21 protein-coding genes, 1 tRNA gene and 1 pseudogene are annotated in these 25471 nt (G+C 71.0%); 13 read left to right on the forward strand and 10 right to left on the reverse strand.

Features of this window, described 5'->3' with window-relative positions:
• Positions 1-6: 6 nt before the first annotated feature.
• The gene (locus KPL57_RS45595; protein WP_226356562.1) at positions 7-1431 is read right to left on the reverse strand and encodes an MFS transporter; all 1425 of its coding nucleotides are present in this window, start codon (positions 1429-1431) and stop codon (positions 7-9) included.
• A gap of 275 nt (positions 1432-1706) precedes the next feature.
• Here KPL57_RS45595 and KPL57_RS45600 point away from each other — a divergent pair, with 275 nt between their 5' ends.
• The 6 genes from KPL57_RS45600 to istB all read left to right on the forward strand — a co-directional run bounded on the left by KPL57_RS45600 (position 1707) and on the right by istB (position 7886).
• Entirely contained in the window at positions 1707-2597 is an 891-nt protein-coding gene (locus KPL57_RS45600; RefSeq protein WP_226356563.1) for an ROK family protein, read from the forward strand.
• 50 nt (positions 2598-2647) lie between these two features.
• The gene (locus KPL57_RS45605; RefSeq protein ID WP_226356564.1) at positions 2648-3364 is read left to right on the forward strand and encodes a thioesterase II family protein; all 717 of its coding nucleotides are present in this window, start codon (positions 2648-2650) and stop codon (positions 3362-3364) included.
• Positions 3365-3474: 110 nt separating this feature from the next.
• Positions 3475-3873 (forward strand): DoxX family protein, encoded by a 399-nt coding sequence (locus KPL57_RS45610; RefSeq protein WP_226356565.1) that lies wholly within the window; start codon positions 3475-3477, stop codon positions 3871-3873.
• A 1416-nt stretch (positions 3874-5289) separates the two neighbouring features.
• On the forward strand, positions 5290-5553 hold the full coding sequence (locus KPL57_RS45615; protein WP_226356566.1) for a hypothetical protein: 264 nt from the start codon (positions 5290-5292) through the stop codon (positions 5551-5553).
• Positions 5554-5832: 279 nt separating this feature from the next.
• Complete coding sequence (gene istA, locus KPL57_RS45620; protein WP_226356567.1) at positions 5833-7089, forward strand: IS21 family transposase; 1257 nt, start codon at positions 5833-5835, stop codon at positions 7087-7089.
• Complete coding sequence (gene istB / locus KPL57_RS45625) at positions 7089-7886, forward strand: IS21-like element helper ATPase IstB (RefSeq protein ID WP_226356568.1); 798 nt, start codon at positions 7089-7091, stop codon at positions 7884-7886. The genes istA and istB overlap by 1 nt, the downstream gene beginning before the upstream one ends.
• 612 nt (positions 7887-8498) lie before the next feature.
• Here istB and KPL57_RS45630 read toward each other — a convergent pair.
• Positions 8499-9386: a CPBP family intramembrane glutamic endopeptidase gene (locus KPL57_RS45630; RefSeq protein WP_226356569.1), complete on the reverse strand. Its 888-nt coding sequence runs from the start codon at positions 9384-9386 to the stop codon at positions 8499-8501.
• Positions 9387-9888: 502 nt separating this feature from the next.
• Between KPL57_RS45630 and KPL57_RS45635 the strand changes: the two genes are divergently transcribed.
• Together KPL57_RS45635 and KPL57_RS45640 are read left to right on the forward strand one after the other, a co-directional pair.
• Complete coding sequence (locus KPL57_RS45635) at positions 9889-11148, forward strand: sensor histidine kinase (RefSeq protein ID WP_226356570.1); 1260 nt, start codon at positions 9889-9891, stop codon at positions 11146-11148.
• On the forward strand, positions 11145-11807 hold the full coding sequence (locus tag KPL57_RS45640; RefSeq protein WP_226356571.1) for a response regulator transcription factor: 663 nt from the start codon (positions 11145-11147) through the stop codon (positions 11805-11807). The genes KPL57_RS45635 and KPL57_RS45640 overlap by 4 nt, the downstream gene beginning before the upstream one ends.
• A gap of 128 nt (positions 11808-11935) precedes the next feature.
• On the opposite strand, the gene KPL57_RS45645 is transcribed toward KPL57_RS45640, so the two are convergent.
• Both KPL57_RS45645 and KPL57_RS45650 read right to left on the reverse strand, forming a co-directional pair.
• Positions 11936-13123, reverse strand: a complete 1188-nt coding sequence (locus KPL57_RS45645; RefSeq protein WP_226356572.1) for a cytochrome P450 — start codon at positions 13121-13123, stop codon at positions 11936-11938.
• The gene (locus KPL57_RS45650; protein ID WP_226349882.1) at positions 13120-14571 is read right to left on the reverse strand and encodes an MFS transporter; all 1452 of its coding nucleotides are present in this window, start codon (positions 14569-14571) and stop codon (positions 13120-13122) included. Before KPL57_RS45650 ends, KPL57_RS45645 begins: the two co-directional genes overlap by 4 nt.
• 74 nt (positions 14572-14645) lie before the next feature.
• Between KPL57_RS45650 and KPL57_RS45655 the strand changes: the two genes are divergently transcribed.
• Positions 14646-15308: a TetR/AcrR family transcriptional regulator gene (locus KPL57_RS45655; protein WP_226349881.1), complete on the forward strand. Its 663-nt coding sequence runs from the start codon at positions 14646-14648 to the stop codon at positions 15306-15308.
• Positions 15309-15435: 127 nt separating this feature from the next.
• Here the strand turns inward: KPL57_RS45655 and dapA are convergent, their stop codons facing one another.
• The 3 genes from dapA to KPL57_RS45670 form a co-directional block, all read right to left on the reverse strand.
• Positions 15436-16314: a 4-hydroxy-tetrahydrodipicolinate synthase gene (gene dapA / locus KPL57_RS45660; protein WP_226349880.1), complete on the reverse strand. Its 879-nt coding sequence runs from the start codon at positions 16312-16314 to the stop codon at positions 15436-15438.
• Positions 16315-16364: 50 nt separating this feature from the next.
• Entirely contained in the window at positions 16365-17771 is a 1407-nt protein-coding gene (locus tag KPL57_RS45665; protein ID WP_226349879.1) for an NAD(P)/FAD-dependent oxidoreductase, read from the reverse strand.
• An 86-nt stretch (positions 17772-17857) separates the two neighbouring features.
• Positions 17858-19225, reverse strand: a complete 1368-nt coding sequence (locus KPL57_RS45670) for an MFS transporter (protein WP_226349878.1) — start codon at positions 19223-19225, stop codon at positions 17858-17860.
• A gap of 319 nt (positions 19226-19544) precedes the next feature.
• Here KPL57_RS45670 and KPL57_RS70775 point away from each other — a divergent pair, with 319 nt between their 5' ends.
• The gene (locus KPL57_RS70775; RefSeq protein ID WP_226349877.1) at positions 19545-20804 is read left to right on the forward strand and encodes a CdaR family transcriptional regulator; all 1260 of its coding nucleotides are present in this window, start codon (positions 19545-19547) and stop codon (positions 20802-20804) included.
• Between the two features lie 793 nt (positions 20805-21597).
• Positions 21598-21679 (forward strand) — tRNA-OTHER (locus KPL57_RS45680).
• A gap of 120 nt (positions 21680-21799) precedes the next feature.
• Here the strand turns inward: KPL57_RS45680 and KPL57_RS45685 are convergent.
• The gene (locus KPL57_RS45685) at positions 21800-22024 is read right to left on the reverse strand and encodes a hypothetical protein (RefSeq protein WP_226349876.1); all 225 of its coding nucleotides are present in this window, start codon (positions 22022-22024) and stop codon (positions 21800-21802) included.
• A 363-nt stretch (positions 22025-22387) separates the two neighbouring features.
• Between KPL57_RS45685 and KPL57_RS72950 the strand changes: the two genes are divergently transcribed.
• Together KPL57_RS72950 and KPL57_RS45695 are read left to right on the forward strand one after the other, a co-directional pair.
• A complete protein-coding gene (locus KPL57_RS72950) occupies positions 22388-22813 on the forward strand; it encodes a helix-turn-helix transcriptional regulator (protein WP_226356729.1) in 426 nt (141 codons plus the stop codon).
• 60 nt (positions 22814-22873) lie between these two features.
• Positions 22874-23167: a hypothetical protein gene (locus tag KPL57_RS45695; protein ID WP_226349874.1), complete on the forward strand. Its 294-nt coding sequence runs from the start codon at positions 22874-22876 to the stop codon at positions 23165-23167.
• A 154-nt stretch (positions 23168-23321) separates the two neighbouring features.
• On the opposite strand, the pseudogene KPL57_RS45700 reads toward KPL57_RS45695, so the two are convergent.
• Positions 23322-24662: pseudogene (locus tag KPL57_RS45700) on the reverse strand (MFS transporter).
• Positions 24659-25471, reverse strand: an 813-nt coding sequence (locus tag KPL57_RS45705) for an AMP-binding protein (protein ID WP_226356573.1), incomplete at its 5' end; no start/stop codon positions are given. The gene KPL57_RS45705 and the pseudogene KPL57_RS45700, both read right to left, overlap by 4 nt.

The raw sequence follows: 25471 nt of genomic DNA on the forward strand, positions 1-25471 counted from the left end.
ACCCGCTCATGCGCCCGTCAGCTGCTCCTGCGGGGCGGTGCGCGAAGGGCGCAGGATGGCCGCGGCCAGGCCGACCCCGACCAGGGTGACCGCCGCGGCCACCCACCCGGCGAGCCGCAGCCCCGCGACGACGGCGTCCGGGGTCGCGTCGGGGCCCAGCCCGGCGCCGGCCACCGCGACCAGGGCGGCCAGGCCGACCGCTGAGCCCAGGTACTGCGAGGTCGAGGCCAGGGCGGAGGCGACGCCCTGCTGTTCGGGTGCCACGCCGGTGGACACCGAGACGAACAGCGGGGGGAACGCGAGCCCGGCCGAGGTGCCCCACAGGAGCACACCGGGCAGGACGGCCCAGTAGGAGCCGCCGACGGACATCCCGAGGGCCAGCACCACCAGCGACGCGGTCACGCCCGTCATACCGATGACGAGGGTGGTGCGGATGCCGAGCCTGCCCAGCAGCAGGGGGACCAGCGTCATCGACGCGAGCAGGCTGCAGATGCTGAGCGGCAGGAAGGCGAAGCCCGCGGTGAGCGGGGAGTAGCCCAGCACCGTCTGCAGGTAGGTGGTGAACAGGTAGTACTGGGTGCCGACGGTCCCCATGAAGACGAAGATCACCACGGTGGCGGCGACGACGTTGCGGTTGCGGAACAGGCGCAGGGGTACGAGTGGGTCGTGGGTGCGGGACTCCACGAGCACGAACAGGCCCACCAGCACGAGACCGAGTACGAGCGCGCCGACGCCGCGCGGGGTGAGCCAGCCGACCTCCGGGCCCGACACCAGGCCGAGGACGACGAGGGTGAACCCCGCGGTGGCGAGGACGGCGCCGGGCAGGTCGAACCCGCCGGCACTCGTCGCGTGGTCGCGGCTGAGCAGGGACGGTGTCGCGGCGAGCGCGATGGCCATCAGGGGCACGTTGACGAAGAAGACCCATTCCCAGCCGAGCAGGCTGGTGAGGACCCCGCCGCCGAGGGCGCCGACCGCGGCGCCGGTCGCGCCCGCGGCTCCCCAGACCGCGAGGGCTTTGTTGCGTGCGGGGCCCTCGGCGAAGTGCGCGGTGACGAGCTTCAGGGTGGACGGGGTGAGCAGCGCCGCGCCGAGCCCCTGTACGGCGCGGGCGAGCACGAGCACGGTCGGGCCGCTCGCGAGGCCCGCGACGAGTGAGGACAGTCCGAAGACCACGAGCCCGACGACGAACATGCGCCGCGCTCCCAGCCGGTCCGCGGCCCGCCCGCCGAGCAGGAGGAAGCCGCCGAGGACGACGGTGTAGGCGCTGACGACGGTCTGCAGTGACTGTTCGGTGAAGCCGAGGTCGCGGCCGATCTCGGGGAGCGCGACGAAGACGATGTCGAAGTCGATCGCGGTCATGAATTGGGCGAAGGCGAGCAGGGCCAGGGTGAGCCCCGGGCGGGGGACGGTGCGGGACGGAGCGGCGGACACGGGGGTCCCTTCGTCGAGACGGGTGTGCGTCTCGCAGCATCGGTGGGCAGCGCGACCGGCAGTAGAGGGAACATTCGGGTCGCCTGGGGAACAGCGATGTGACCGTCCTGGTCGGCGCGGGCCCGACGACGTCGCTGTGGCCCGGATCACCGAACGTGCCCGGCCGGTGACCATGGGATGAGCCCGCGATGGGCGTCGCCGCCGATGCTGACCTGCGACGGCTACCCGAGCAGGTGAGGACGGACGATGCCCGACACACCCGTGCGGTGCGACCGGTGAGCATCCTGGCGATCGACATCGGCGGGACGAAGGTCGCCCTGCGTCGCGAGGGAGCCGGAACCCCACCGCACGAGACGGTCGTGCGGTGGTCAGAGGGGGCGAGCAGGTCCGACGATCTCGCTCTCCTGCGCGCAGCGGTGGCCACGATGGGGAGCGGATCCCGCGCCGTCGGCGTGTCCCTCCCCGCGACCGTCGCCGTGTCGGGGAACGTGACGAGCTGGCCGAACCGCCCGAGCTGGGTGGGCCTGGACTGGGCCGGGTTCGTCGCGGATCTGTTCCCCGCGACCCCCACCGCGACCGCGGACGACGGAGATCTCGCGGCGCTGGCCGAGGCCGAGCACGCCGGCCGGTCGGATGTGGTCTACCTCGGGGTAGGAACCGGTGTGGGCGGCGGGATCGTCTCCGACGGCCGGCTGCTCCCTCGGTCGGGACGCGGATCCTGCGAGGTGGGGCACATGATCGTCGCGCTCGACGGCCCACGATGCGACTGCGGCAGACGCGGATGCCTGCAGGGGATCGCATCCGGGCCCGCGGTGCTGCGGGCCGCGGGCGCCGCGTTCGGACACGAGACCGGCCATGAGCAGCTGCTCGACGGATGGCGCGCCGGTGCCCCGTGGGCGGACGGGGCGGTCCGGGCGGCGGGTCGGGCGTTGGCCGCCGCGGTCATCGGGGTGGGGGAGCTGTTGCGGGTCGATCTCGCCGTGATCGGCGGAGGGTTCGCCGCCGGTGTCACGGACCTGGCAGCCGTCGTCGCGGACGAGGTGGCGGGACACGCGCGGGTGGGGCATCCCGTCCCGGAGGTCCGTGCGGCCGCGCTCGGGGGGACGTCGTCCCTCCACGGGGCGCTGTCGCTGGCCAGGTCCCTCCGGGCCGAGGCCGTGCCGTGAGCCCGGCTCCCGGGCCCGCGTTGGCGGCGGCTCGCCCCTGGCTGGTCCCCGTGCGTGACGTCGACCCCGCGGCGCCGTTACTCCTGTGCTTCCCGCACGCGGGCGGTACCGCCGCCTACTTCCACCGCTGGTCGGTCGAGCTGGCGCCGGACGTGGCGGCCCTCCCCGTCCACTATCCGGGGCGTTTCGACCGCCGGTCCGAGGCCGCCCCCGACGATCTCATGACCCTCGCCACCGCGGTGGCCGATGTCGTCGCGCCGCTCGCCGCGTCGCGGCGCACCGTCCTGTTCGGGCACAGCATGGGCGCCGTGGTCGCCCACGAGGTGAGCCGGGTGCTGCAGGCCCGCGGTGCACCGTCCGCCGCTCTGGTGGTGTCCGGACGACGGTCACCGCGGTCGGCCTGCACCGAGCGGTTGCCGGCCGACGACGAGGCCGTGCTCGCGGACGTCCGGCGGCTCGGCGGCCGCGGAACGGCGTTGCTCGGCGATCCGGAGGTGCGCGCGGCCTTCCTGCCGGTCATCCGCGGTGACTACGGGCTCCTCGACCGCCACCGGTTCCGCCCGGGCCCGCCGCTGGACATCCCGGTCACGGCGGTCGTCGGAGACGCCGACCCCCGCGCCACGTCCGCCGACGCGCAGGGCTGGCGCGCCGTGACGACGGGGCCCTTCCGGCTGTTCACCCGCCCGGGCGGGCACTTCTACCTCGACACCGATGCGCCGTTCCTGTTCGCGGTGTTCAGGAAGCTGCTCCGAGTGGCCGACCGATGACCCGGCGGTGGGTGGCGGATGGACCGCGAGTCGGAGTATGGACCCGACCGCAGGCGTGACTCCTGCGGTCCGAACTCGGGACCGAGGGTCCCGGACGAAGGGAGTCCTCCGTGCGCGTCGCACTCGGTGTCGTGTCGGTACTCGGCGCTGTCGCCTTCCTCGCCATCGGTGGCGGCAAGATCGTCTCGACGGCGACGTTCGTGGAGCAGCTGGGCCTTCCGGCGGCTCTGGTGGTGGTCATCGGGCTGCTCGAGGTCGCAGGCGCTCTCGGACTGCTGGCGGGACTCCGCGTACGTGCGATCGGTCTTGCCGCGTCCGTCGGTCTTCTGCTGCTGCTCCTGGGGGCGGTCGGCTTCCACGTCCTGCGCGGTGACCTCGTCCCGGCAGGCACGTCCGCTCTCGTCCTGCTCGTGGTCGCCGGTGCCCTGACAGCACTCCACGTGATCTCGGCGCGTACGGCGCCCGGTGCCCGGACGCCCGTGACGGAGCCCGCCCGGGAAGCGCCGTGAGCTGACGACGTGGGTCCGGCAGCCGGCCCGGGGCACCGTGCCAGGGCCGCGGCCCGCCGGTCAGCTCGCCGGGGGTGGATGGCTCCCGGCCGGTGACAGCACGACGTCGAGGGCGGCCGCGGCGGTCTCGACGAGCCGGGGGTCGGCTGGTCGACCAGGGCGAGGCGTGGGAGCGGAGCTACGTCCAGGATCGTGCGGTGGTCGTCCTCCGCGCCTCCGCAGCACGAGGTTCTCTTGGCGCACGTCAGGAGCGGCTCCGTATCCGGCTGCTGGAACTCGGGCGAAATGAGGTCCTTGAGTTCGGCGGGACTGACCGGGGGTGAGCGGTATCCGGGCCGGCATTCGGCTAGCACCAGGATGCTTAGTCAACCGCAATCCAACGCGAAGATCATTAACTGGCCGGCTGGAGCAATCATGGAGCAACGGCCCTGCGCGGGGCCGAACTCAGTGGCATCGACCTGCACGGTAGTGCGGCACGTGACCTGCGCGGATGCGTGTTTCGCCTGGTGGGGCCACTAGTGGGATGACCCTGGGGGTCAAGGGGTCGCAGGTTCAAATCCTGTCGTCCCGACGGTCAGAATGAGGCGGTATCATCTTCGGGTGGTGCCGCCCTTTCTGCTTCTGACCTGCGGAATCGTCGGCTGCCATGATCCTCAAATGATCGACTTGTATGATCATGACTGGGTCCACTGTGGTCTCATTCTGGAGCAAACGTGGAGCACGTCGCTCCACGGTGCGAAATGAGGTCAGGGTTCTGCTCCACGATTGCTATGCCGTTCGGGTGAACGTCGTGCGGTGTGACGCGGTTGGGTTCCGTTCGGTGCTCGCTGCGGGGCGTGTGCTCAGGGTCGTCGTTCGGTCGTGGGCGTCAGGTAATGGGGTCGGCTCCGGGGAGCTGGCGGCGGCCTTGCCGCCCCGGCGGGGCCCGAACCTGCGCTGTGTCCCCGGCAGGGCGCCGCAAGCATGGGAACCGGTCAGCTGGTTGTGTCGGGGACGGCGAGACTGCCTTGATCGGCAAGAGCGATCGTCAATCGCAGATTCGAATCCCTGGTGGGGCACGTAAAGCATGGGGACTGGTCCACCGGCCGGTGAGATGGTCATCTCTGCGGTGCAGATCATGGTCGGGCCCCGTTCGAACGCACGTCTTGCGGCGCATCACCTGTAGCTCTCGTTCCGGGACGACACGGGCAGGGAGGTCGTCCTCGATCCGGCGCTTGATCCAGTCTGTGATGTCATCCTCGGACTTGGGCCTGTCACCGTCCCGTAGGGCTTGGTGTCCTCCTGCGTAGGTGAGGCGGTGTTGAAGGCGGTCGAGGAAGGTCACGAGACCGATGACCAGACCGGCGTCGTCGCGGACCAAGCGGACGTCGCCGTGAGATAGCACCCCTACCGGGCGGTCCCCGGGCCGCTCCGACGGTGCCCCAGCACGTGCCGGATGCGGTGACCGATGCGGCCGGGATCGCGCGTCGCCGCTGCGCGGGGTGCAGCGAGCCGGGCAGCGACGCCGACCCGCTATGGCGAATGCTCGGCCCCCGCGGAGGGGTCGGGCTGCTGCACGAGCAGTGCGGTCTGCTGCTGCGCTGCACCCCGGCGCTGCCCTGCCCGCCGCCCCCGCACGGCTGCGGCGCCGCGTTCGAGCACCCGCACGCACCGACCTGCCCACCCGGGGGCGCCCGCTGACGTCCCCGGAACCTGTCCACGGCCGGGCCGGGTCGCCGCCATCGCGCTGCGACCTGGCCCGGCCGCCGCTCGTGCAGGGACTGGGTGGCACCGGCGATCGCGCCTCGGCGACGCATGCGGCCATGCCCCCAGGCGCGACGGCGACATCCGGGCCGTCTCGTGCCGTCGTCTATTACCGAACTGCTTGTTCGGGCGTTCTCGTCAGGCGTGTGTCGGCTCCGGGTGAATCCTGACCCTCTGGTTCCGGGTGAATGTTGACCCACCTCCGACCATCGTGAGGTGTTGAGGGTGGAGGACTGGGCGGAGATCCGCCGGTTGCACCGGTCCGAGAAGATGCCGATCCGGGCGATCGCGCGGCATCTGGGGGTCTCGAAGAACACGGTGAAGAAGGCGCTGGCCAGTGATGCTCCGCCGACCTACCGGCGGCCGGTGAAGGGCTCGATCGTCGATGCGGTCGAGCCGCAGATCCGCGATCTGCTGTGCCAGTTCCCGGACATGCCCTCGACGGTGATCGGAGAGAGGATCAGGTGGACGCGGGGCAGGACGGTCCTGTTCGACCGGATCGCCGAGCTCCGGCCGCAGTTCCGGGTCCCGGATCCGGTCTCGCGCATCGAGTATCAGCCCGGCGAGCTGGCCCAGTGCGACCTGTGGTTCCCGCCGGTCGAGGTCCCAGCCGGGTTCGACCAGGTGGTGCGCCCGCCGGTACTGGTGATGGTCTCGGGCTATTCCAGGATCATCACCGCCCGGATGATCCCCTCCCGGCGGGGTGAGGATCTGCTGGCCGGGCATTGGGCGCTGCTTTCGGCCTGGGGCAGGGTGCCCAAAGCGCTGGTCTGGGACAACGAGTCCGCGATCGGGTCCTGGCGAGCGGGCCGCCCGCAGCTGACCGAGGCGATGCAGGGTTTCCGCGGCGCGCTGGGGATCCGGGTGATCCAGTGCCGGCCCCGCGATCCGGAGGCCAAGGGGCTGGTCGAGCGGGTCAACGGCTACTTCGAGACCTCATTTCTGCCTGGTCGTTGTTTCACCGGCCCGACGGACTTCAACTCCCAGCTCACCGACTGGCTGGCCCGCGCCAACACTCGCCGGCACCGGCGGATCGGTGCGCGTCCGGTCGAGCGTTGGGACAGCGATCGGGCCGCGATGCTGGCGTTGCCGCCGGTCGCGCCGGCACTGGGTTGGCGGTTCTCGACCCGGCTGGCGCGCGATCACTACCTGCGCTGCGACGCCAACGACTACTCGGTCCACCCGCAAGTCATCGGGCGTCGTGTCGATCTGGTCGCCGACCTCGAGCAGGTCGTGGTCACCTGCGACGGTGTCGAGGTCGCCCGCCACCGCCGGTGCTGGGCTCGGCACCAGAGCATCACCGACCCGGCCCACGCCGCCGCGGCGGTCCGGCTGCGCTGCGCGCACCGGGCCCAGACCCATCGCCGCGGACCCGACACCGGCGTCGAGCACCGCGACCTGGCCGACTACGACCGCATCTTCGGTCTCACCGACCCGCACAACACCGACGCGGCCGAGGCGGCGAGTGCCTGATGGCGACGACCAAAACCACCAGCACCGGTCGCAACGTGGCCGCCGAGCTGGCCTATCTGACCCGCGCGTTGAAGGCCCCGTCGCTGGCCGGGGCGGTCGAGCGCCTGGCCGAACGAGCCCGAGTCGAGAACTGGACCCACGAGGAGTTCCTGGCTGCCTGCCTGCAACGCGAGGTCGCCGCCCGCGAGTCCCACGGCGGGGAGGGACGCATCCGGGCGGCACGCTTCCCCGCGCGGAAGTCGTTGGAGGACTTCGATTTCGACCACCAGGGCTCGCTGAAACGCGACGTGATCTCCCACCTCGGAACCCTGGATTTCATCACCGCGAAAGACAACGTGGTGTTCCTCGGTCCGCCCGGGACCGGGAAGACCCACCTTTCGGTCGGGCTCGGGATCCGGGTGTGTCAGGCCGGGCACCGCACCCTGTTCGCCACCGCCGCGGAATGGGTCGCCCGCCTGGCCGAGGCCCACCACGCTGGCCGGCTCCAAGACGAACTCGTGAAGCTGGGCCGGGTCCCACTGCTGATCATCGATGAGGTCGGCTACATCCCGTTCGAAGCCGAGGCTGCGAACCTGTTCTTCCAGCTTGTGTCGTCCCGCTACGAACGGGCGTCCCTGATCGTCACCAGTAACAAGCCCTTCGGGCGCTGGGGCGAGGTCTTCGGTGACGACGTCGTCGCCGCCGCGATGATCGACCGTCTCGTCCATCACGCCGAGGTCATCTCCCTCAAAGGCGATAGCTACCGGCTCAAAGACCGCGACCTCGGCCGCGTCCCGACCGGCAAGACTGACAACTGACGATCCACAACCACAGGTGGGTCAGTTTTCAGCCGGACCACGCCGGGTCAGAGTTCAGCCGGAGTTGACAGCGTGCGCCCGCGACGCTGGCCCGAGTCAGGCTCGCCGTCAGCCGCGAGTCATCGGCGTCCCGTCACTCCCGCAACTTGCCACCGACGGCCCTCGCTCGTTCCCACAGTCCGGCCAACCCGGTTCCGGACGAGGCTGCCTCTGCCGTCGTCTGGGCGGGAGCCGTTGCCCACGCTGACCAACAGCCGGTCGTCGTCGTGTCACAGCCGAAGCACGACGTCTGCCCATCAGACTGTCCCTGGCTGCGACCACACGATGCTTGGGTGCGCGGAGACTGGTGGCAGTCTTACTCGGTGTGCTCGACGCGCCCCGTCGAGGAAGAGAGTGTGACGATCCGCTTGACGTATGCGTGAGTGTCGTCCTCGGGCGTGGTTGGCTCGACGCCCGAGCGGCTGCCGTTCGCGAGGGTCGAACATTAAGAGCCCCGTGAGGTGGTGGGCTGCCTTGTCCGAGTCGGGACAGCGCAGTCGGCCACGGCTCGGCACCGGGACCGCGGTGGGCCACCAGCTGTGGCTGGCGGTCCACCGCTCCGCGGCGCCGTGGTCACTGTGGTGCGGAGCGGCGGCGGTAGTGGTCGTGGGTCAGCAGCGTGGCCAGTCCGAGGGCGGCCAGCCCGAACGCTGCGCTGAGGACGACGGGCAATCCGACGACCGAGGTGGTGGCGTTGACGGAGAGGGCAAGGACGAGCGAGGTCCAGACCACGGGGCGGTTCAGGCCGCGGCGCGGTGTGCGCGAGATTCGGTGCTCGACGGGCCCGGTGTAGCCCAGACGGCCGCGAGTCGTGCACAGGATGGCGACCGCGGCGACGACAGCCCCGGTGGCCATGGCGTGCATGGCGAGGTCCCCGTCGAGGGTCGGGAACATCTCGGTCCACATGACCGAGGCGAAGGTGTTGACCCCGACGTGGGCGAGCATGGCCAGGGGCAGGCTCTCCCCGGTGCGGTTGAAGATCCAGGTCATGACCACGTTGAACCCGAGGCAGAAGATCAGGAACGCGACCGGGCGGGTCCAGCTCGCCTCGGGCCAGCCGCCCCACTCGGTGAGGAACAGCGGTGCGTGCCAGAGCGCCCAGATCGGGCCCAGGAGCATGGTCCCGCCGAACGGGCCGAAGCGGCGCTGAACGCGGGGCAGGGCGAAGTCGCGCCAGCCGGGCTCCTCGGCCAGACCGGTGGTGATCATCTGAAGCAGGAGCACGGGCAGGTAGGCGGCGAGGACCATGATCGACGGGGTGGCGATCTGCCCGCCGGAGTAGAGGTAGCCGGTGGCGAGCATGGCGGCGGGGACCCCGAGCAGGGTGATGGCGTACCAACGGCCTCCGACTCGCCAGCGCCACATGCGGGCCAGCCAACGACGCAGTCCGGGGCGTCCGTCGGCGACGGCGGTGACGACCAGCGCGGAGGCGATGGGGCCGAGGTAGGCGCCGGGCAGCACGCCGAGGAGCTGGAGGTGCCGGACAACTCCGGGAACCGGAAGTTCCAGAGCCCCAACCCGTTCTGGGACAGGACATACGGGGTCCAGGCCGCCCAGCTCATCAGGTTCGCGAGCAGGAAGAAGCTCAGCAGCGGGTGGCGACGCACCAAGCCCGGCACACCGACGCTGCGATCACCGTCCGGCGGGCACGGGCCGAGCCGGGACGTAGCGAGCGGGATCGTGTGGTCGACCGGGCCCCAGGCTCGGTTCGGAGGTGTCATGGGGAGGAGTCTGGGTTGCTCGGGTGGGCCGGGACGAGATGCCGAAGGACGAGGTCGGCCGATGCCATCGAAGGATGCAAGCCCGGCAACGGTGAGGTCCCGGTGGCGGTGTGTGACAGGCCATCATCGTTCCTTCGATGCAACTCCGCGGAAAATGCAGTGGCCGCCGGACGATGTGGGCGATGATCTCGAGAGGCGGTCGTGTCCTCACTGCGCTCGTCGGATCCGGGGGTCCGTGTTGCATGTCGAAGTCCGCTGATCCACCTCGAGCGACGCAGCGGTTGCATGCTGCGGCGGGGTTCGGCAGTGCGGTGTTCGCCGTCGGGTTCCTGCTGTTCCTGCCGTCCGCGGCCGCCGCAGACCCGGGCCTGGGCCCGGTCGGAGTGCTGGGTGGTGTCCTGTGGTGGGCGGTGGCCGCGGTGGTGCTGCTGCAGGCGGTGACGATCGCCTGGGCGAGCCGGTCGCCGGTGCTGGTGCTCATGGCGGTGACCGCCGTCCCGCTCGCGTTGGTGCCGCTCGATCCGGGCCCGGCGTACACAGTGTCCGCGGTGGCCGTGCTGGCCGCGGTCTTCCTGGTCGTCGTCGCGCATCCGTTACGCCGGCTTGCACCGTGGCTCGTCATCTCGGGTGTGCTGGTGGGCACGGGACAGGCGCTCACCATCCGAGCCGTGACGGCGACGCCGGGAACGGTGGCCGTCAGCGTGGTGCTCCAAGCAGCGCTGGTGGTGGGCCTGCCGGCGCTGGTCGGTTCGGTCGTGGCGTCCCGACGGGCCACGCACGAGGCGCGCCGTCTCGAGCTCGCCGCACTGCGCCGCGAGCAGCAGGCGCTGGTCGCGGCCGCCGTGGCGCGCCAGCGCACCGAGCTGTCGCGGGAGCTGCACGACATCGCCGCACACCACATGTCCGGGATCGCGATGCTGGCTGCCGCGGTCGGGCGCCAGATCGACACCGACCCGGTTGCGGCGAAGGAGGGAGCCGGGCAGATCCGCGAGCAGAGCCGCTCCGTACTCGCCGACCTGCGCCGACTCGTGGGTCTGTTGCGGGAGGACGACGACGTGACCCGCCCTCCCGGAACGCTCGACGCGGTGGCCGGTCTCGTCGAGGCACGCCGTGAGCTCGGTACGGAGGTCGTGCTGCGGATGCCCACGCGGTTGGCCGAGCCGGGGCCGCTGGCCCAGTTGGTCGTGCACCGCACGGTGCAGGAGGCGTTGGCCAATGCAAGCGTGCACGCACCGGGGGCGCCCTGCACGGTCGCGATCGGCCAGGAGAGCGATGGGTGGTTCACCGTGGTGGTGGCCAACGGCGTCCCGACCGGACCCGCCCCGGGACGTGGTTGGGGACTGGGGTTGGTGGGCATGACCGAACGGGCCGAACTCGTCGGCGCCGACCTGGACTACGGCCCGACACCAGAGGGCGGCTGGAGGATCCGACTGCGCGTTCCGCTCGTCGAGACGGTCGGTACGCTGCGCGCCGGCAGCGCGTCCCGGGAGAATTCTGCATGATCCGTGTCCTGATCGCCGACGACCAGCCGCTGGTTCGCACCGGCCTGGCAGCACTGCTCCGGGCCGAACCGGATGTCGATGTGGTCGGTGTTGCCCGCGACGGCGACGAGGCAGCGGCGATGGCCCACGAGCTGGTACCCGACGTGGCGTGCCTGGACATCCGTATGCCCGGGCGCAACGGAATCGAGGTGGCCCGCGAGCTGTGCTCGCCCCACGCCGACCCGCAGGTGCCGGTGCTCGTACTGACGACCTTCGACCTCGACGACTACGTGTTCGGGGCACTGGAGGCGGGCGCTTCCGGGTTCCTGCTCAAAGACTCCGAACCGGACGACATCGTGCACGCGATCCGTCAGGTCGCGGCCGGCCAGGGCACCATCGACCAGACCCTCACCCGCCGAATCCTGCGCGAGTTCGTGCACCGTCGGCGTCTACAGCCCGTGGCCGGCCGGCGGGCGGAGGATCTGTTGACCCCGCGCGAGCACGAGATCCTGCTGCTGCTGGCTCAGGGAATGTCCAATTACGACATCGCCGATGCGCTGGTCGTGGAAACGTCGACGGTGAAATCACACTTGGCCCGGATGCTACCCAAACTGGGCGTCAGCTCGCGGTTGCAAGCCGTGGTGTGGGCGTATCAGAACCACATCGTCGCCGTGCCCTGAGTGTGCGTTCTCGATCACCTCGGCGGCGGCGATCCGCTCCCGTTCGGTGTGCGAGCCGGGGCCGTGGGGCGAGGCTGGTCCCAGCCCGGCCGTCGCCGTGGGATGCCGTGATCGCAGTAGAGCCTCCGTCACCAGGCGACCGGGAGCTTCTCCAGCCCGAAGATCGCCCTGTGCCCGGCCCAGGCGACGTCGTCGCCGTCGTCGATCAGCCGCAGGTCCGGGAACCGGCGCAGCAGCGCCGGGAACGCGACCTTCATCTCCATCCGGGCCAGCGGGGCACCCAGGCAGTGGTGGATGCCGTGCCCGAAGGCGACGTGGTTGGTCGGGGGGCGGGTGATGTCGAGGTGTCCGGGTCGCTCGGTGATCTCGGGGTCGCGGTTCGCGGCGGGTAGATGGAACAGCACGAGTTCCCCCTTGCGGATCGTCGTGCCGCTGATCTCCACGTCGCGCGCGGCCAGGCGCGGCGAGCCGGAGTTGACGATCGACAGCCAGCGCAGCAGCTCCTCGACGGCTGCGGGCACGGCCTCGGGTTCGTCGCGGACGAGGGCGAGCTGCTCGGGGTGGCGCAGCAGCGCGAGGGTGCCGAGGCTGAGCATGTTGGAGGTGGTCTCGTGGCCGGCGACCAGGAGGAGGTTGGCGACGCCGACGAGCTCGGCGTCGGTGAGGGCGTCGGCGTGCTCGCGGATCAGCATGCCGATCAGGTCCTCGCCGGGGTCGCGGCGGGCGCGGTCGACGAGGTCCTGCATGTAGGCCAGCGCTTCGGCGGCGAGCGCGACTCGTTCCTGCTCACCGGTGGTCGTGTCGAGTTGGCGGGCGGTTCGGGTCTGAAACTCCTCCTGGTCGGCCGGTGGCACGCCGAGCAGCTCGCAGATGACCAGCGAGGGGATGGGTAGCGCGTAGTGGGTGACCAGGTCCGCGGGCGAGCCGGTGTGCTCGAGCGCGTCGAGGTGGTCGTCGACGATCTGCGCGATGCGCGGCTGGAGGCGGCGCATCCGGCGCACCGTGAACTCGGGGGTGAGCAGGCGGCGCAGTCGGGTGTGGTCGGGCGGGTCGAGCGAGAGGAGGTTTCCGCTGCGATCCCCGGAGAGCTGGCGGGGGTCGCGGCCCGGGGAGCCCTCCAGGTCGGCGGGGGTCCACCCGTTGCGGAAGGAGTCGGCGTCGCCGAGCATCCGGCGGACGTCGGCGTGGCGGGTCAGCATCCACGCCTGCGGGCCGAAGGGGGTCGGTACCCGGCGGAGGGGCTGGTCGCGCAGCGCCTCCGCTGCGGGGGCGGGTCCGAAGCCGGTGCGGCGCAGATCGAGCTCGGTGGTGGTCATGAGTGGTCCTCCCGGACGGAGTCGATGGCGGGGCGACGGGGGATCGCGGCGGTGATCGCGACGGCGACGAGTGCGGAGCCGGCTCCGAGCAGCATCACGACGAGGAACGCGGTCTCGGTCGGGACGGCGACGCCGCCCACGGTCGTCGTCATGCGGGCCAACAGCACACCCGCGACGGCACCGGCGGTGGACAGCCCGATGGCGCGCATCAGGTTGTTGAGGCTGTTGGCGGCCGCGGTCTGGGTGACCGGCACGGCTGCCATGACCAGCGCGGGCATGGCCCCGTAGGCGAGACCGACCCCGGAGCTGATGACGACCGAGCTGAGCACGAGCTGCCAGATCGCGGCGTGGAACGCCGCCCCCAGTCCGTACCCGGTGGCAACGACGACCGCGCCGACCATCAGTGTGGTCCGCGGCCCGCGGGCGGCACTGATCCGCGCCGACACCGGCGACATCGCCATCATGCAGAGTCCGCCGGGGGCCAGGACCAGCCCGGCGACCAGGATCGACTGCCCGAGCCCGTAGCCGGTCTCCTTCGGCAGCTGCAGCAGCTGCGGGAACACCAGCGACATCGCGAACATCGAGAAGCCGAACACGGCGGAGGCGATGTTGGTGAGCAGCAGCGGACGGCGCCGGCTGACCCGCAGGTCGATCAACGGTTCGGGGGTGCGCAGCTCGTGCAGGCAGAACAGTGCGAGTGCGAGGGCGGCGGCGCTGAGCAGCCACAGTGTCGGCGGTGCGGCCCAGCCCCAGCCGCCACCCTTGGACACGGCCAGCAGCAACGTGACCAGCGCGACCGAGAGCAGAAGGGCCCCGAGCAGGTCGAACCGGCCGCCGGTGCGCTGCGGCGACTCCGGCACCAGGCGGGCGACGAGGGTGATGACGACGGCTCCGAGCGCGGCGGCGGCCCAGAACAACGCGTGCCAGTCCGTGGCCTGCACGACCAGCGCCGACAGGGGCAGGCCCAGCGCGCCACCGACGCCGAGCGAGGCGCTCATCGTCGCGGTGCCCGACCCGACCCGCTCGGCCGGGAGCAGGTCGCGCATCAGGCTGATGCCGAGCGGGACGACACCCGCGGCCAGCCCTTGCAGCACCCGGCCCACGAGGAGCGGGACCAGCGTGGCGCTGAGCGCGGCGACGGTCGAGCCGATGACCAGCACCCCCAGGCACACCAGGAGCATGCGGCGCTTGCCGACCATGTCGGCGAGACGGCCCACGACGGGAACGGCGACGGCGCCCGCGAGCAGGGTTGCGGTGACGATCCAGGCGGTGTCGGCCGGATCGGCGCCGAGCAGCCGCGGGAACAGCGGGACCAACGGGATCACCACGGTCTGTTGCAGCGAGACCACGATGCCGGCCGCGGCGAGGACGGCGACCAACGCCGGGGCGCGTTCCCCGGGGACGGGCCCGGTCGGCGGGGAACCGGGCGTCGTGTCGGGACGAGTCATGTCACGAACGCTAAGTCAATCAGTTGACTGAAATCAAGTGCGGGTAGTTGACTGTCTGCGGAGAGGGAGGCGAGATGGACAGAGTGGACCGGCAACACGTGGACCGGGCGGGGGCGACCCGCAAACGCATCCTGGATGCGGCGGAGCGGCTCTTCGCCGAACACGGGGTGCGTGCGGTGTCCAACCGTGCCGTCGCCGAGGCGGCGGGGCAGGGCAACAACACCGTCGTCGGCTACCACTTCGGCACGAAGGCCGACCTCGTACGGGCGCTGGTCCGAAGGCACGCCGCTGCGATGGACGCGCGACGCGAGGCGATGGTGGCCGCGCTCGGTCCCGCACCGGGCGTGCGCGGCTGGGTGGACTGTCTGGTGCGCCCGGTCGCCGAGCACCTGGCCGAGCAGCGGGTGCCGACCTGGTACGCCCGGTTCGGAGCGCAGGTCATGACCGATCCCGAGTTCCGCGAGGTCATGGTGGGGGAGTCGCTCGGGTCCCGGTCGCTGACCACCGTCCTCGACGGACTGAACAGCGCGCTGCCGACGCTCCCGCCCGATGTGCGGCTCGAGCGCGGCGACATCTGCCGTCAACTGCTGGTGCACCACTTCGCGGAGCGGGAGCGGGCGCTGGCCGACGGACTGCCCACGCCGCGGTCGTCATGGGACGAGGCTGCGGACGGTCTCGTCGACGCCTTGGTGGGGATCTGGAGGGCGCCGGTGAGCAACACGATGCGGGCCGACTAGCCACGCACATGCGGCACCCGTCTGATCCCGGCCGTCGCCGGTGACGTTCCCGGACGGGTCGCGGTGCGCCGTGACCGGGTAGGGCTGCCGCCCGCGCGTGTGGACGACGGCACTGACCGTCCTCGCCTCAGAGTGCGGCGAGTCGCTTCTCGATGTGCCGTGCCTGCACCGGTGTGAGGTCGGCGACGGGGCGTCGCGGTGAGCCGACGGGGTGGCCCAGCGAGGCCAGCGCGCTCTTGATCGCGGGCATGAACGGTACCGAGATGAGCGCGTCGATCACCGGGTACACGTGCTTCCACGCCGCGAGGGCCCGGTCGTGGTCGCCGTGGCGCACCGCCCGGTAGACCGCGACGATCTCGGCCGGTACGACGTTCGCGGCGCCCGCGAGGACACCGGCCGCGCCCTCCACCAGCGAGGCGTGGATCAGGCTGTCCCAGCCGACGAACGTGGCGACGTGGTCGGCGTGGTGGTGGATGAGCTGCAGCGCCTGCTCCATGTTCGCGCTGGAGTCCTTAACGTAGCGGATGGTGTCGATCTCGCGAGCGAGAGTGCCGACGGTGTCGGGGTCGAGGTTGACTCCGGTGGCCGCGGGGATGTTGTAGAGCATGACGGGCAGATCCGTCGCCCCGGCGACCTCGCGCAGGTAGTCGACGGTCTCGGGCACGGTCAGCGGCTCGTAGTAGGGCGTCACGAGCATGGCGACGTCGGCGCCGGAGATCCGGGCCTCGTCGGTCAGCCGGATCGCCTCCGCGGTGCTGGTGGCGCCGGTCTGGGCGACCACGGGTACCCGACCCGCGGTGTGCTCCACGACGGTGTCGACGACGAGGCGTCGCTCGTCGGTGCTCAGCGCGGCGAACTCGCCGGTGGAGCCGCAGGCCACGAGGCCGTCGACACCCCCGTCGATCGAGCGGTCGACGAGGAACCGGAGTGCGTCGACGTCGACGGCGCCGTCGGCGTCGAAAGGGGTGGCGAGCGCGGTGAGGACGCCCTGCAGGTGCTGGGTCATGTCGATTTCTCCTGACGGTGGACGGTGTGGACGGATGCCGGTGGTCGGTCTCAGGACGCGACGGCGGAGGCGACGACCGGCGCCTCCGCACGGCGTCCGCCGCGGGTCTGACGTTCGGTCGCGAGGACGCCGGCGGCCTCCTGCGCGGCGGTGAAGCCGGAGGAGACGGCGGTCTCGGTGTAGAGCGTGCCGAGGTAGTCGCCGGCCAGGAACACGCGTTCGGCCGGTCGGGTGAGGGCCGCTTGCAGGGCACCGCGCCCCGGGAAGCAGTACGGGGCTCCGGTGGGCCAGCGCTGGACGTGGGCCTCGGAGATGACGTCCGCGGAGCCGGGCAGCACCTGATCGAGATCGCGGGTGTAGATGTCGAGGATCTCGTCGTCGGACCGGTCGAGGAGGGTGCGGGCCAGGCCGGCGGGGGAGAACGTCATCAGGCTGCCGCCCGGCCGGCGGTGGGTGGTCTCGGCGCCGCGGGCGATGTTGCCCATGTTGAGGGCGACGTTGAACGACCGCTTGGGTGTGGCGATTCCGTAGGCACCGTCCCACGGGCGAGGACCGGTCTCGTCGGTCAGGAACGCGGCGCTGACGTAGGGCCCGTAGACGATCTTCGACAGCGCCTCTCGAACGTCACCGGGCAGGTCCACGCCGACGCGGTGCGCGACCGGTGCGGGCGCGGCGAGGACGACGGTGCGGCCCTCGACCTCGTGGTCGACCCCGTCGCAGGTGTAGCGGACGACGACCGATTCGCGGCGGTGCACGACCTCTTGGACGTGGGCGCCGAGTCGGATCCGGTCACGCATCGACGCGGCGATGGTCTCGGTGAGCACGGACGGGCCGCCGGAGATGCTGCGGTCCAGGCCCTGGCCGATGTTCCAGACCAGGCTGAAGTAGCCGATCCCGGCGCCGGCGGCCAGCTCGTCGGGGTCGGCGGCCGAACGCGTGACGGTGGGCCGGAACAGGGCCTCGGCGTCCTCGGGCAATGAGCCGGTGTACTCGGCGAAGGTCCGGTCGTTCTCGAAGGCGTAGATGCGCTCCTGCCGGGCCCGGGGGCTCTCGCCGGGGCGGACGGAGACTGCGCGGGCGTAGCGCAGGACGTCGAGACCGACCCTGGCGCCGGCACGGACCAGGGCGATCCGTGACGCGATCGACATCGGGATGCGCACCGGGTAGCTCTCGACCCGGCCCTTGAGCAGGAGCTTGCCGTTCATCGCGAGCCCCGTGAGCGAACCCGGCACTTTCACCGAGCCGACACCGGTCTCGCCCAGCAGGGCCGCGGTCGCGGTGTTCGCCCCGGCGAAGACGTGCCCACCCCAGTTGAGGAAGTACGGTCCACGCCGTTCCGAGCGGATCCGCCCCCCAACCCTGTCGCCGGACTCCAGCACCACGGTGTCCCAGTGGCGCAGGCGCCAGGCCGCCGCCAGACCGGACAAGCCGGCTCCGACGATCACTACGTCCTTCACGTCGTACTCCTCGTGTGCTGTTACGGGCGGAACGGTTCTCGCGGTGCGGGGGTTCGAACTGGCCCCGGGGGACCGGGTCGACCGGGTCAGGACGACGGTGCGTCGGAGGAGCTGACCGCGGACCGTGCCCGGGAGTCCGCGGCGCCGAGCGCGGCCGCCTCGCCCAGACCGAGGTCGCGGGTCTCGGGTGCCCAGAGCCAGGACACGACCAGCCCCAGCAGCGTGATCACCGCACCGATGAGCATCGTGGGGCCGATCCCGAGACCGGACAGCGACAGCGGGACGAGGAACGTCCCGACAGCTGCTCCGATCCGCGACAGCGACGAGGCCAGACCCACCGCGGCGCCTCGGATCTCGGTCGGGAACAGCTCGTTCGGGTAGATCCACTGGAGGATCTGGGAGCCACCGATGAACACGGCGTAGGCGACGAACAGACCCATGACCACAAGGGTGGGGGCGTCCGGGAAGATGCCGAGCAGCAGCATCGCCAGGCCGGCCCACAGGAAGCTGTGGATGATCAGCGACCGGCGGCCCATCCGGTTCACCAGAAGCAACGAGACCACGCAGCCGACCATGAACATCACGGTGATGACGGCCGCGCCGATCGTGTCCGCGCCCTCCTCCAGGCTCAGTGCCCCGAGGATCTTCGGGCCGAACGCGTAGATGGCGAACAGCGGGACGATCGAGCACGTCCAGAACAGCGTGATGAACAGCATCCGCTTGCCGTAGCCGGCCCGGAGCAGGGCACCGATCCGCAGGTTCTCCTGGACCTCGGGCTCGATGTCGTCGACCGAGGCGTCCGGGCCGAAGACCTTCTTCATGACGGCCGTGGCCTCCTCGGTGCGCCCCTTCTTCAGCAGCCACCGCGGCGACTCCGGCGTGCCGATCCGGCAGAGCACGATGATCAGGCCCGGGAGCGCGGCGCTCGCGAGCATCCAGCGCCAGCCGTCCTCGTGGGCCAGCAGCAGCTCGCCGACCAGGTAGGCCGCGGCCGCCCCGACGAACCACATGGTGACGAACGCGCCCAGCAGCGGACCGCGGTACTTCCGCGGCGAGAACTCCGCGAGCAGGGACGTGGCGATCGGGTAGTCGGCGCCGACGGCGACGCCGACGAGCAGCCTCATGACGATCAGCCAGAACGCGTCGGTGACGAAGAACTGCAGGGCCGAGAAGACGATGATCGCGATGAGGTCGATCGTGAACAGCAGATGCCGTCCGAAGATATCGGTCAGCCACCCGCCGACGAACGCCCCGAGGAAGATGCCGATCAGCGCGGCGGCACCGACCAGACCCTCCTCGGACGGGGTGAGGCCCAGCGTCGGTGAAGCCTGGACGAGGGCGACACCGATGATCGACAGCACGTAGCCGTCGAGGAACGGTCCGCCCGACGAGAACAGCGCAAGCTTCTTGTGGAAGCGGGACAACGGCGCGTCTTCGAGCACATTGTGGGACATCGGGACTCCGGATTCGGGTGCCGTGCCGCGACTGTGCGGCAACGCTCCGCGTGGCCAGCGGCGCGTACCGACGACGGTGTCAGCGAGAGCGCGGTGGCGGCTTCCGGCCACCGTCCGAACCTCGGACCCTTCACTCCGACACGGTGTCGGATGCAGCTCTATGAACTGATGATCCGTCTCACCGCGCCGCCGTCGCCTACCGTTGACCCCTCTGCTGGGGGCGCATACCTTCGGACGCTCGAACGCCGACGCACCGATGTGACCGGGGGACTGACGTGACCACCGACCTTGCGGTCGTCACCCGCGGCCCCGTCCGCCGGTGACGGCCCCGCGAGCCCGGGGACCGGGAGGCCCGGACCTGCCGACCGGGGCGGTGGCCGACGGCCTCCAGCAGGTCGTCGACGCGCTCGCGGCGAGATTGGGCCGGTCGGTCGCGGTCGACGACGGCCGGGGCCGTCTGGTCGCCGTCAGCCGGCACTTCGGTGACGAGGACGACATGCGTGTCCACGCACTCATCCAGCGCGAGTCGGACCCGCGGGTCATGGCGCACTTCCGCGCCCATGGCATCTACGACTGGCGTGCGCCGGGACGGACCCCGGCGGCTCCGGACTTCGGCTTCAAAGCCCGTGTCGTCTGTCCCGCGCGGGCGCACGGCATCCCCTTCGGCCACCTGTTCCTCATCGACGACGGAGTGCAGGAGTGGGAGGTCGACCTCGCCGCGGCGGCCGCCGCCGAGGTCGGGCTGCTGATGTACCGGCGGCTGGTGATCCACGAGCAGGACGGCCGGCGGCGTGGGGAGCTCGTCCGTGACCTCGTCGCGCCCGCCGCCGCTACGCGTGCCCTCGCCCGCACTGCGCTGGGTGCCGAGCTCGGCGTCGAGGGGACCGCGCCGGTCGTCACGCTGGTGGTCGACGTTGCCGAGGCCGGGCACGAGACGGACGTGTGTGAGTCGGGTCTGGCCGCGGGAGTGGAGCGGGCCGCCCGCGACCACGGGATCTCACGCCCCCTGCTGTCCGTGGTGGCGACCAGGGCCGTCCTCGTCCTGACCGGCGAGGCGACCATGACGGGGACGCCCCGCTCCGTGGCCACCCAGGCGGTCGCGGAGGCGGCGAGGCTCTGCCGGAGCCGGGTCGTCGCGGGCCTCGGGAGATCCGGTGTGGGGACCGATGCCACCGTCGACTCCTACGACGTCGCCCTGCTGACCGTGCGCGCGGCGACAATGCTCCCCGCACTCGGCGACATCGTCGGCGAGGACGACCTGGGGGTCTTCGCCGTCCTGCTGCGCCTACCCGACGACGAACTCCGACCGTCGCTGTATCCGGGTCCGCTGCGCAATCTGCTCGCCCACGAGTCGGGGCCCGGCCTGGCGGAGACGCTGGAGGTCTACCTCGACGAGGGCTGCGAGGCGACCCGGACCGCCGCGCGCCTACAGATCCACCGATCGACGCTGTACTACCGACTCGGGCGGATCGAGTCGTTGTCCGGGGTCTCGATGCAGGACGGGAACGGGCGGTTGGCGCTGCACATGGGCACCAAGCTGCGACGCATCGTCGAGGCCCGCAGCGGCGGGCGGACCTGAGACCGACACCCGTCCCGACGGCTCGTCCGTACCGTGAGACGGGATGCGTGGGCGCGCGGAGCTCCCCGGTCCGGAACGGGAAACTCCGGATGATCGTCCGGCGTCCGACCTGGATCTGATCGAGCAGCTGCGGCGGAGCCAGAGCCAGAGCCAGCATGTTCACGAATGGTCATGGCCGTCGCACGTGCGGTGGAGCTGGGCGCCTGCGGTGGCAGGAGATCAGCAGGACACCGAACGGTACCCGCCGCCGGGTCTACCAGGATCAGCGTGCCGTGGGCACAACGGGCGACGACGAGTCCGCCGTCGGTCACCACCAGGGTCGATGATCAAACGCGCGCACGGCAGTGTCCACAGCGTCGCGCAGATGGCTAGGACCCCGACGCGGACGGGTCCGATCCCACGAACCGGGACCAGCAACTCGTCGCCCAGGAGTGCCACCCGCGCTCCACGACCCGGTGCGACCGGGCGGCGCTGCGATCAGGTGGGCGGAGCGGCACTCCCAGATCTCGATCATGCGCCCCTCGGTCGCCGTGTCGCGCGGCCCGCCCTCCGCCGGGCCCGCGGTCACCCCGGAGAGGAAGAGCTGTTTGCCGACCTGTTGGCCCTGGTCGACGGTCACGCCGAGGGCCAGCGGCGGCCGATTCGGCATTCGAACGACAGCGATCTGTCCGATCGGCGATGAGCGGCGTGAAGACTCATTGACCGGTTGGCTGGAGCAATCGTGGAGCAAGGCCCCTGCACGGGGCTGAATCCAACGACATCAAACCGCACCGTAACGCACCACCTGGCCTGCAAGGACGTGCGTTTCCCCTGGTCAGGGTCACCGTGAAAAGACCCTGGGGGTCAAGGGGTCGCAGGTTCAAATCCTGTCGTCCCGACGGTCGAACTGGGGCGGTTTCTCCTGTCGGAGGGGCCGCCCTTTTCGCTGTCTGCCTGGGGATACTCAGTACTTCGATACTCACAACGGTGATCTTCGGGTGCGATCGCCTACGGGGTCATTCCATGATCGAACCCCCGTTGTGTGCGCCCTGTGTGTGCGAGGGGTATTCGGTATGTGCGCCGAACGCCTCGCGGGCCCGCGCCGCAGCACGCGCCTCGGCCTCGGCCGCGTCGAGCGCGTCCTGCATCGCGTCCACGGCCTCCCCGGTTACGTCGGCGGTCAGGTAGGAGCACACGTCCGAGGTGATCGAGACGGCGCTGTAGCGCAGGGTCTGGCTCACGATCGGCAGGAGGACTCCCTCCCCCCCCCGCGATCATCATTGACGTCGCGAGGTGCCGCAGTTCATGCACCCGCACCCGGGGGAGTCCCGCCGCGTCGGTGAGCGCCCGGAACTTCCGCAGTACGTACTCCGGGCGCAGCGGCGCGCCGTTCTCCCGGGCGAACACCAGGTCGTGACCGGCAGAGGCCTCGCCCCATCGCGCCCGGTCGCGGTCGTGCCGTTCACGCTGACGCCGCAGCGCCTCTACAGCCCGCGCGCGTTGCGCCGGGCCGCCCCGAGGGTTCCTCCCGCGCGGGCGTGGATCGTCGAGGCCTTGTCGTCGGTGAGGAGCGGGCCCGGCTGGCCCGGACCCTGGGCGCGCACGTGTTCGCCGAGCGGGCCCGCCGCGGGTGGACCCAGGCCCGGCTCTCCGAGCTGTCGGGTGTGGGGGTCGGGCTGATCGCTGACCTGGAGAACAGGCGGGCGCGTCCGTCGGATCGGACGACGGCCCGGCTGGCCGCGGCGTTCGCCTCGGACGGCGACGACCTGGCCCGCGCGGTTGAGGGCCCGTCCGTCGCCATCCACACACGGCGTAGTCAACCAGTGCCAGACCGGATCGCCAGATCAGTACGGTCGCCGGATGATCCTCGCCGCCGAGGCCGCCACCTCCGCCACCTCCGCCACCTCCGCCACCACACCCCTGTGGGTCACGGTCCTGACTCCGACCCTGACGCTCGTCGGTGTCCTGTGGACCCAGCGTGCGGCGGACCGTCGGGCCGATCGCGACGCCGAGCGTCGTATCGAGCATGAGCGCGAGCGTGCCCTTGTAGAGCGAGTCCACGTTCTGTACGCGGACCTGCTGAGAAAGCCATGGAGCTTCTCGAATCCGCTTCTGAGGGCATTGGCAGCTTCAATCGGACCTACATTGACTTCGTTGCCCTCCAGATTCAGGCCCAAGCGCTCGGTGAACCGTCTGTTGCTTCGATGGCAGGGGTCTTCTTCTCGAAGACCAACGAGCTGGATGAAGCTCGTCGTTCTGTCGATCATGGAAAGCTGCCGCCTGCCTGGGAGGCTGCTCTCGATTCGGCAGTAGACCACCAAACTGCCCTTATCGAGGTTATCCGGCGAGAGCTGGCGGTCCGTCCTACCCGTCTTGCCCGTTGAGCTTGTCGATAAACGAGCCGAACGAGTCCATGTCGTACTCGCGCCTGGCATCGAACCTGCACCCCGGACCGATGGCAACCCTCCATCGAACCCCGGCACGTCGACGGTCGTCGTCGACGTGCCGGAGAACGCGCCCGGCGCCCGTGACCCCTCGTCAGGGCGCGGGCACCGTGCCCTGACGACCCCCGGCGGAGGCCCCGGAGGTGGCGGTGACCATCTCGACGTGCCGGGTGTCGGGCAGGCCGAGCGTGCACAGCGCACTGACCAGGGCCAGGAACGCCAGGTAGAAGCCGATGGCCATGCTCCCGTAGGACGCGACGAGCGCGGTGGCGACCAGCGGTGTCACCGCGCCGCCCAGCACCCCGGCGAGGTTGTAGGCCAGTCCTGCTCCGGTGTAGCGGTACTGCGCGCTGAACAGCTCGGGGAGCATCGCCCCGACCGGCCCGTAGGCGAATCCGACCACCCCGAGCACCAGGCACATCCCGAGCCCGAACGACCAGACGGTGCCGATGTCGAGAACGGGGAAGGCGATCAGCCCGACGACCACGGAGGCGAGGTTCCCGGTGAGCACGAGTCGCCTGCGCCCTCGCCGGTCCGAGGCCACCGCACCGATGATCGTGGTGACGGCGAAGACGGCACCGCCGATGATGCCCAGTGCGAGCACCGTCGTCCGCGGGTGCTCCAGCACCGCGGTCCCGTACGTGGTCAGGTAGGTCACGCCGATGTAGAAGAACGCGAAGACGGTCGTCGTGACGAACGCGCCGAGGAACACCTCACGCGGCTGGCGGGTGACCGCCTCGAGGACCGGCAGCTTCGCCACCGAGCCGGACGCCTTCGTCGCCTCGAACGCGTCCGACTCCTCGATTCGGAGCCGGACGAACAGTCCCACCCCGATCAGCAGGGCGCTCCCGATGAAGGGCAGACGCCAGCCCCAGGCGAGGAACGCCTCGTCCGACATGGTCAGTGCGGTGACCAGGAAGGTGGCGCTGGCGAGGGAGAACGCGACCGACGGCCCCAGCTGGGGGTACAGCGCGTACTTCCCGCGCTGGGCCTTGGGGGCGTTCTCCGCGGTGAGCAGCGTCGCCCCCGCCCACTCGCCGCCGACCGCGAGGCCCTACAGGATCCGCAGGACCACCAGCAGGATCGGTGCGAGGGCGCCGATCGCGCCGGTCGAGGGCAGCAGCCCGATCGCGACGGTCGACGCCCCCATGAGCAGCAACGTCGTGACCAGGGTGCGCTTGCGACCGATCCGGTCGCCGAAGTGTCCGAACAGGACCGACCCGAACGGTCGGGCGACGAACGCGACGCCGAAGGTGGCCAGTGCCAGCAGGGTTCCCTCGGCCGCCCCCAGCTCGGGGAAGAAGACCTTGTTGAACACCAGCGCCGCGGCGGTGCCGTAGATGAAGAAGTCGTAGAACTCGATCACGGTGCCGGTCATGCTCGCGAAGGCGACACGGCTCATCGGGTTGCGCTGCGTCGCGCCGGTGGAGGTCATGGTCTGGGCTCCGTAGGGATCGTCACCGCGTGGAGGTCACCGTGGTCGGCGTGGGCCGGGACGGTCGCGAGCTGCTCTCCGGAGCCGAGCTCGTCGATCGCGATCCGGCGCATGCGGAACTTCTGGATCTTTCCGCTCGCGGTGGTGGGGAAGGAGTCGGTCAGGCGCCACAGCGCCGGGATCTTGGACCGGCTGATGCGGCCCGTGCAGAACTCGACGAGCTCGGATACGGCGGGTTCGGAGCCGGGGTTCGGCCGGACCCAGGCCATGACCTGCTCCCCGTAGTAGTCGTGCGGGACGCCGATCACCTGGGCGTCGCTGACCCCCGGATGGCCGCGCAGTACCTCCTCGATCTCGCCGGGGTGGATGTTCTCCCCGCCGCGGATGATGACGTCCTTGATCCGTCCCACCACGGTCACGACCCCCCGCTCGTCCATGACGGCCAGGTCGCCGGTGCGCATCCAGCCCGCCGGATCGATCGCCTCGGCGGTCGCCGCGTCGTCCGCCCAGTAGCCGCGCATGACGCCGTAGCCGCGGGTGTACTGCTCGCCGGGTGTCCCGACGGGCACGACCCGGCCGGTGGCGGGGTCGACGATCGTGACCTCGACGTGCGGGGTCGGCCGTCCGACGGTGTGGTCCCGCACGTCCGGCGGGTCCTCGGGCAGCGTCTGGGTGGAGATCGGCGAGGTCTCGGTCATGCCGCACACGGTGGACAGCCGCGGGACGTGCAGCCGGTCGCGGATCGAGGCCAGCAGCTCCGGCGGGCACGGTGCGCCCCGATCAGCCCGCCACGCAGCGAGCCGACGTCC

Source organism: Pseudonocardia sp. ICBG601 (genome assembly GCF_020496245.1).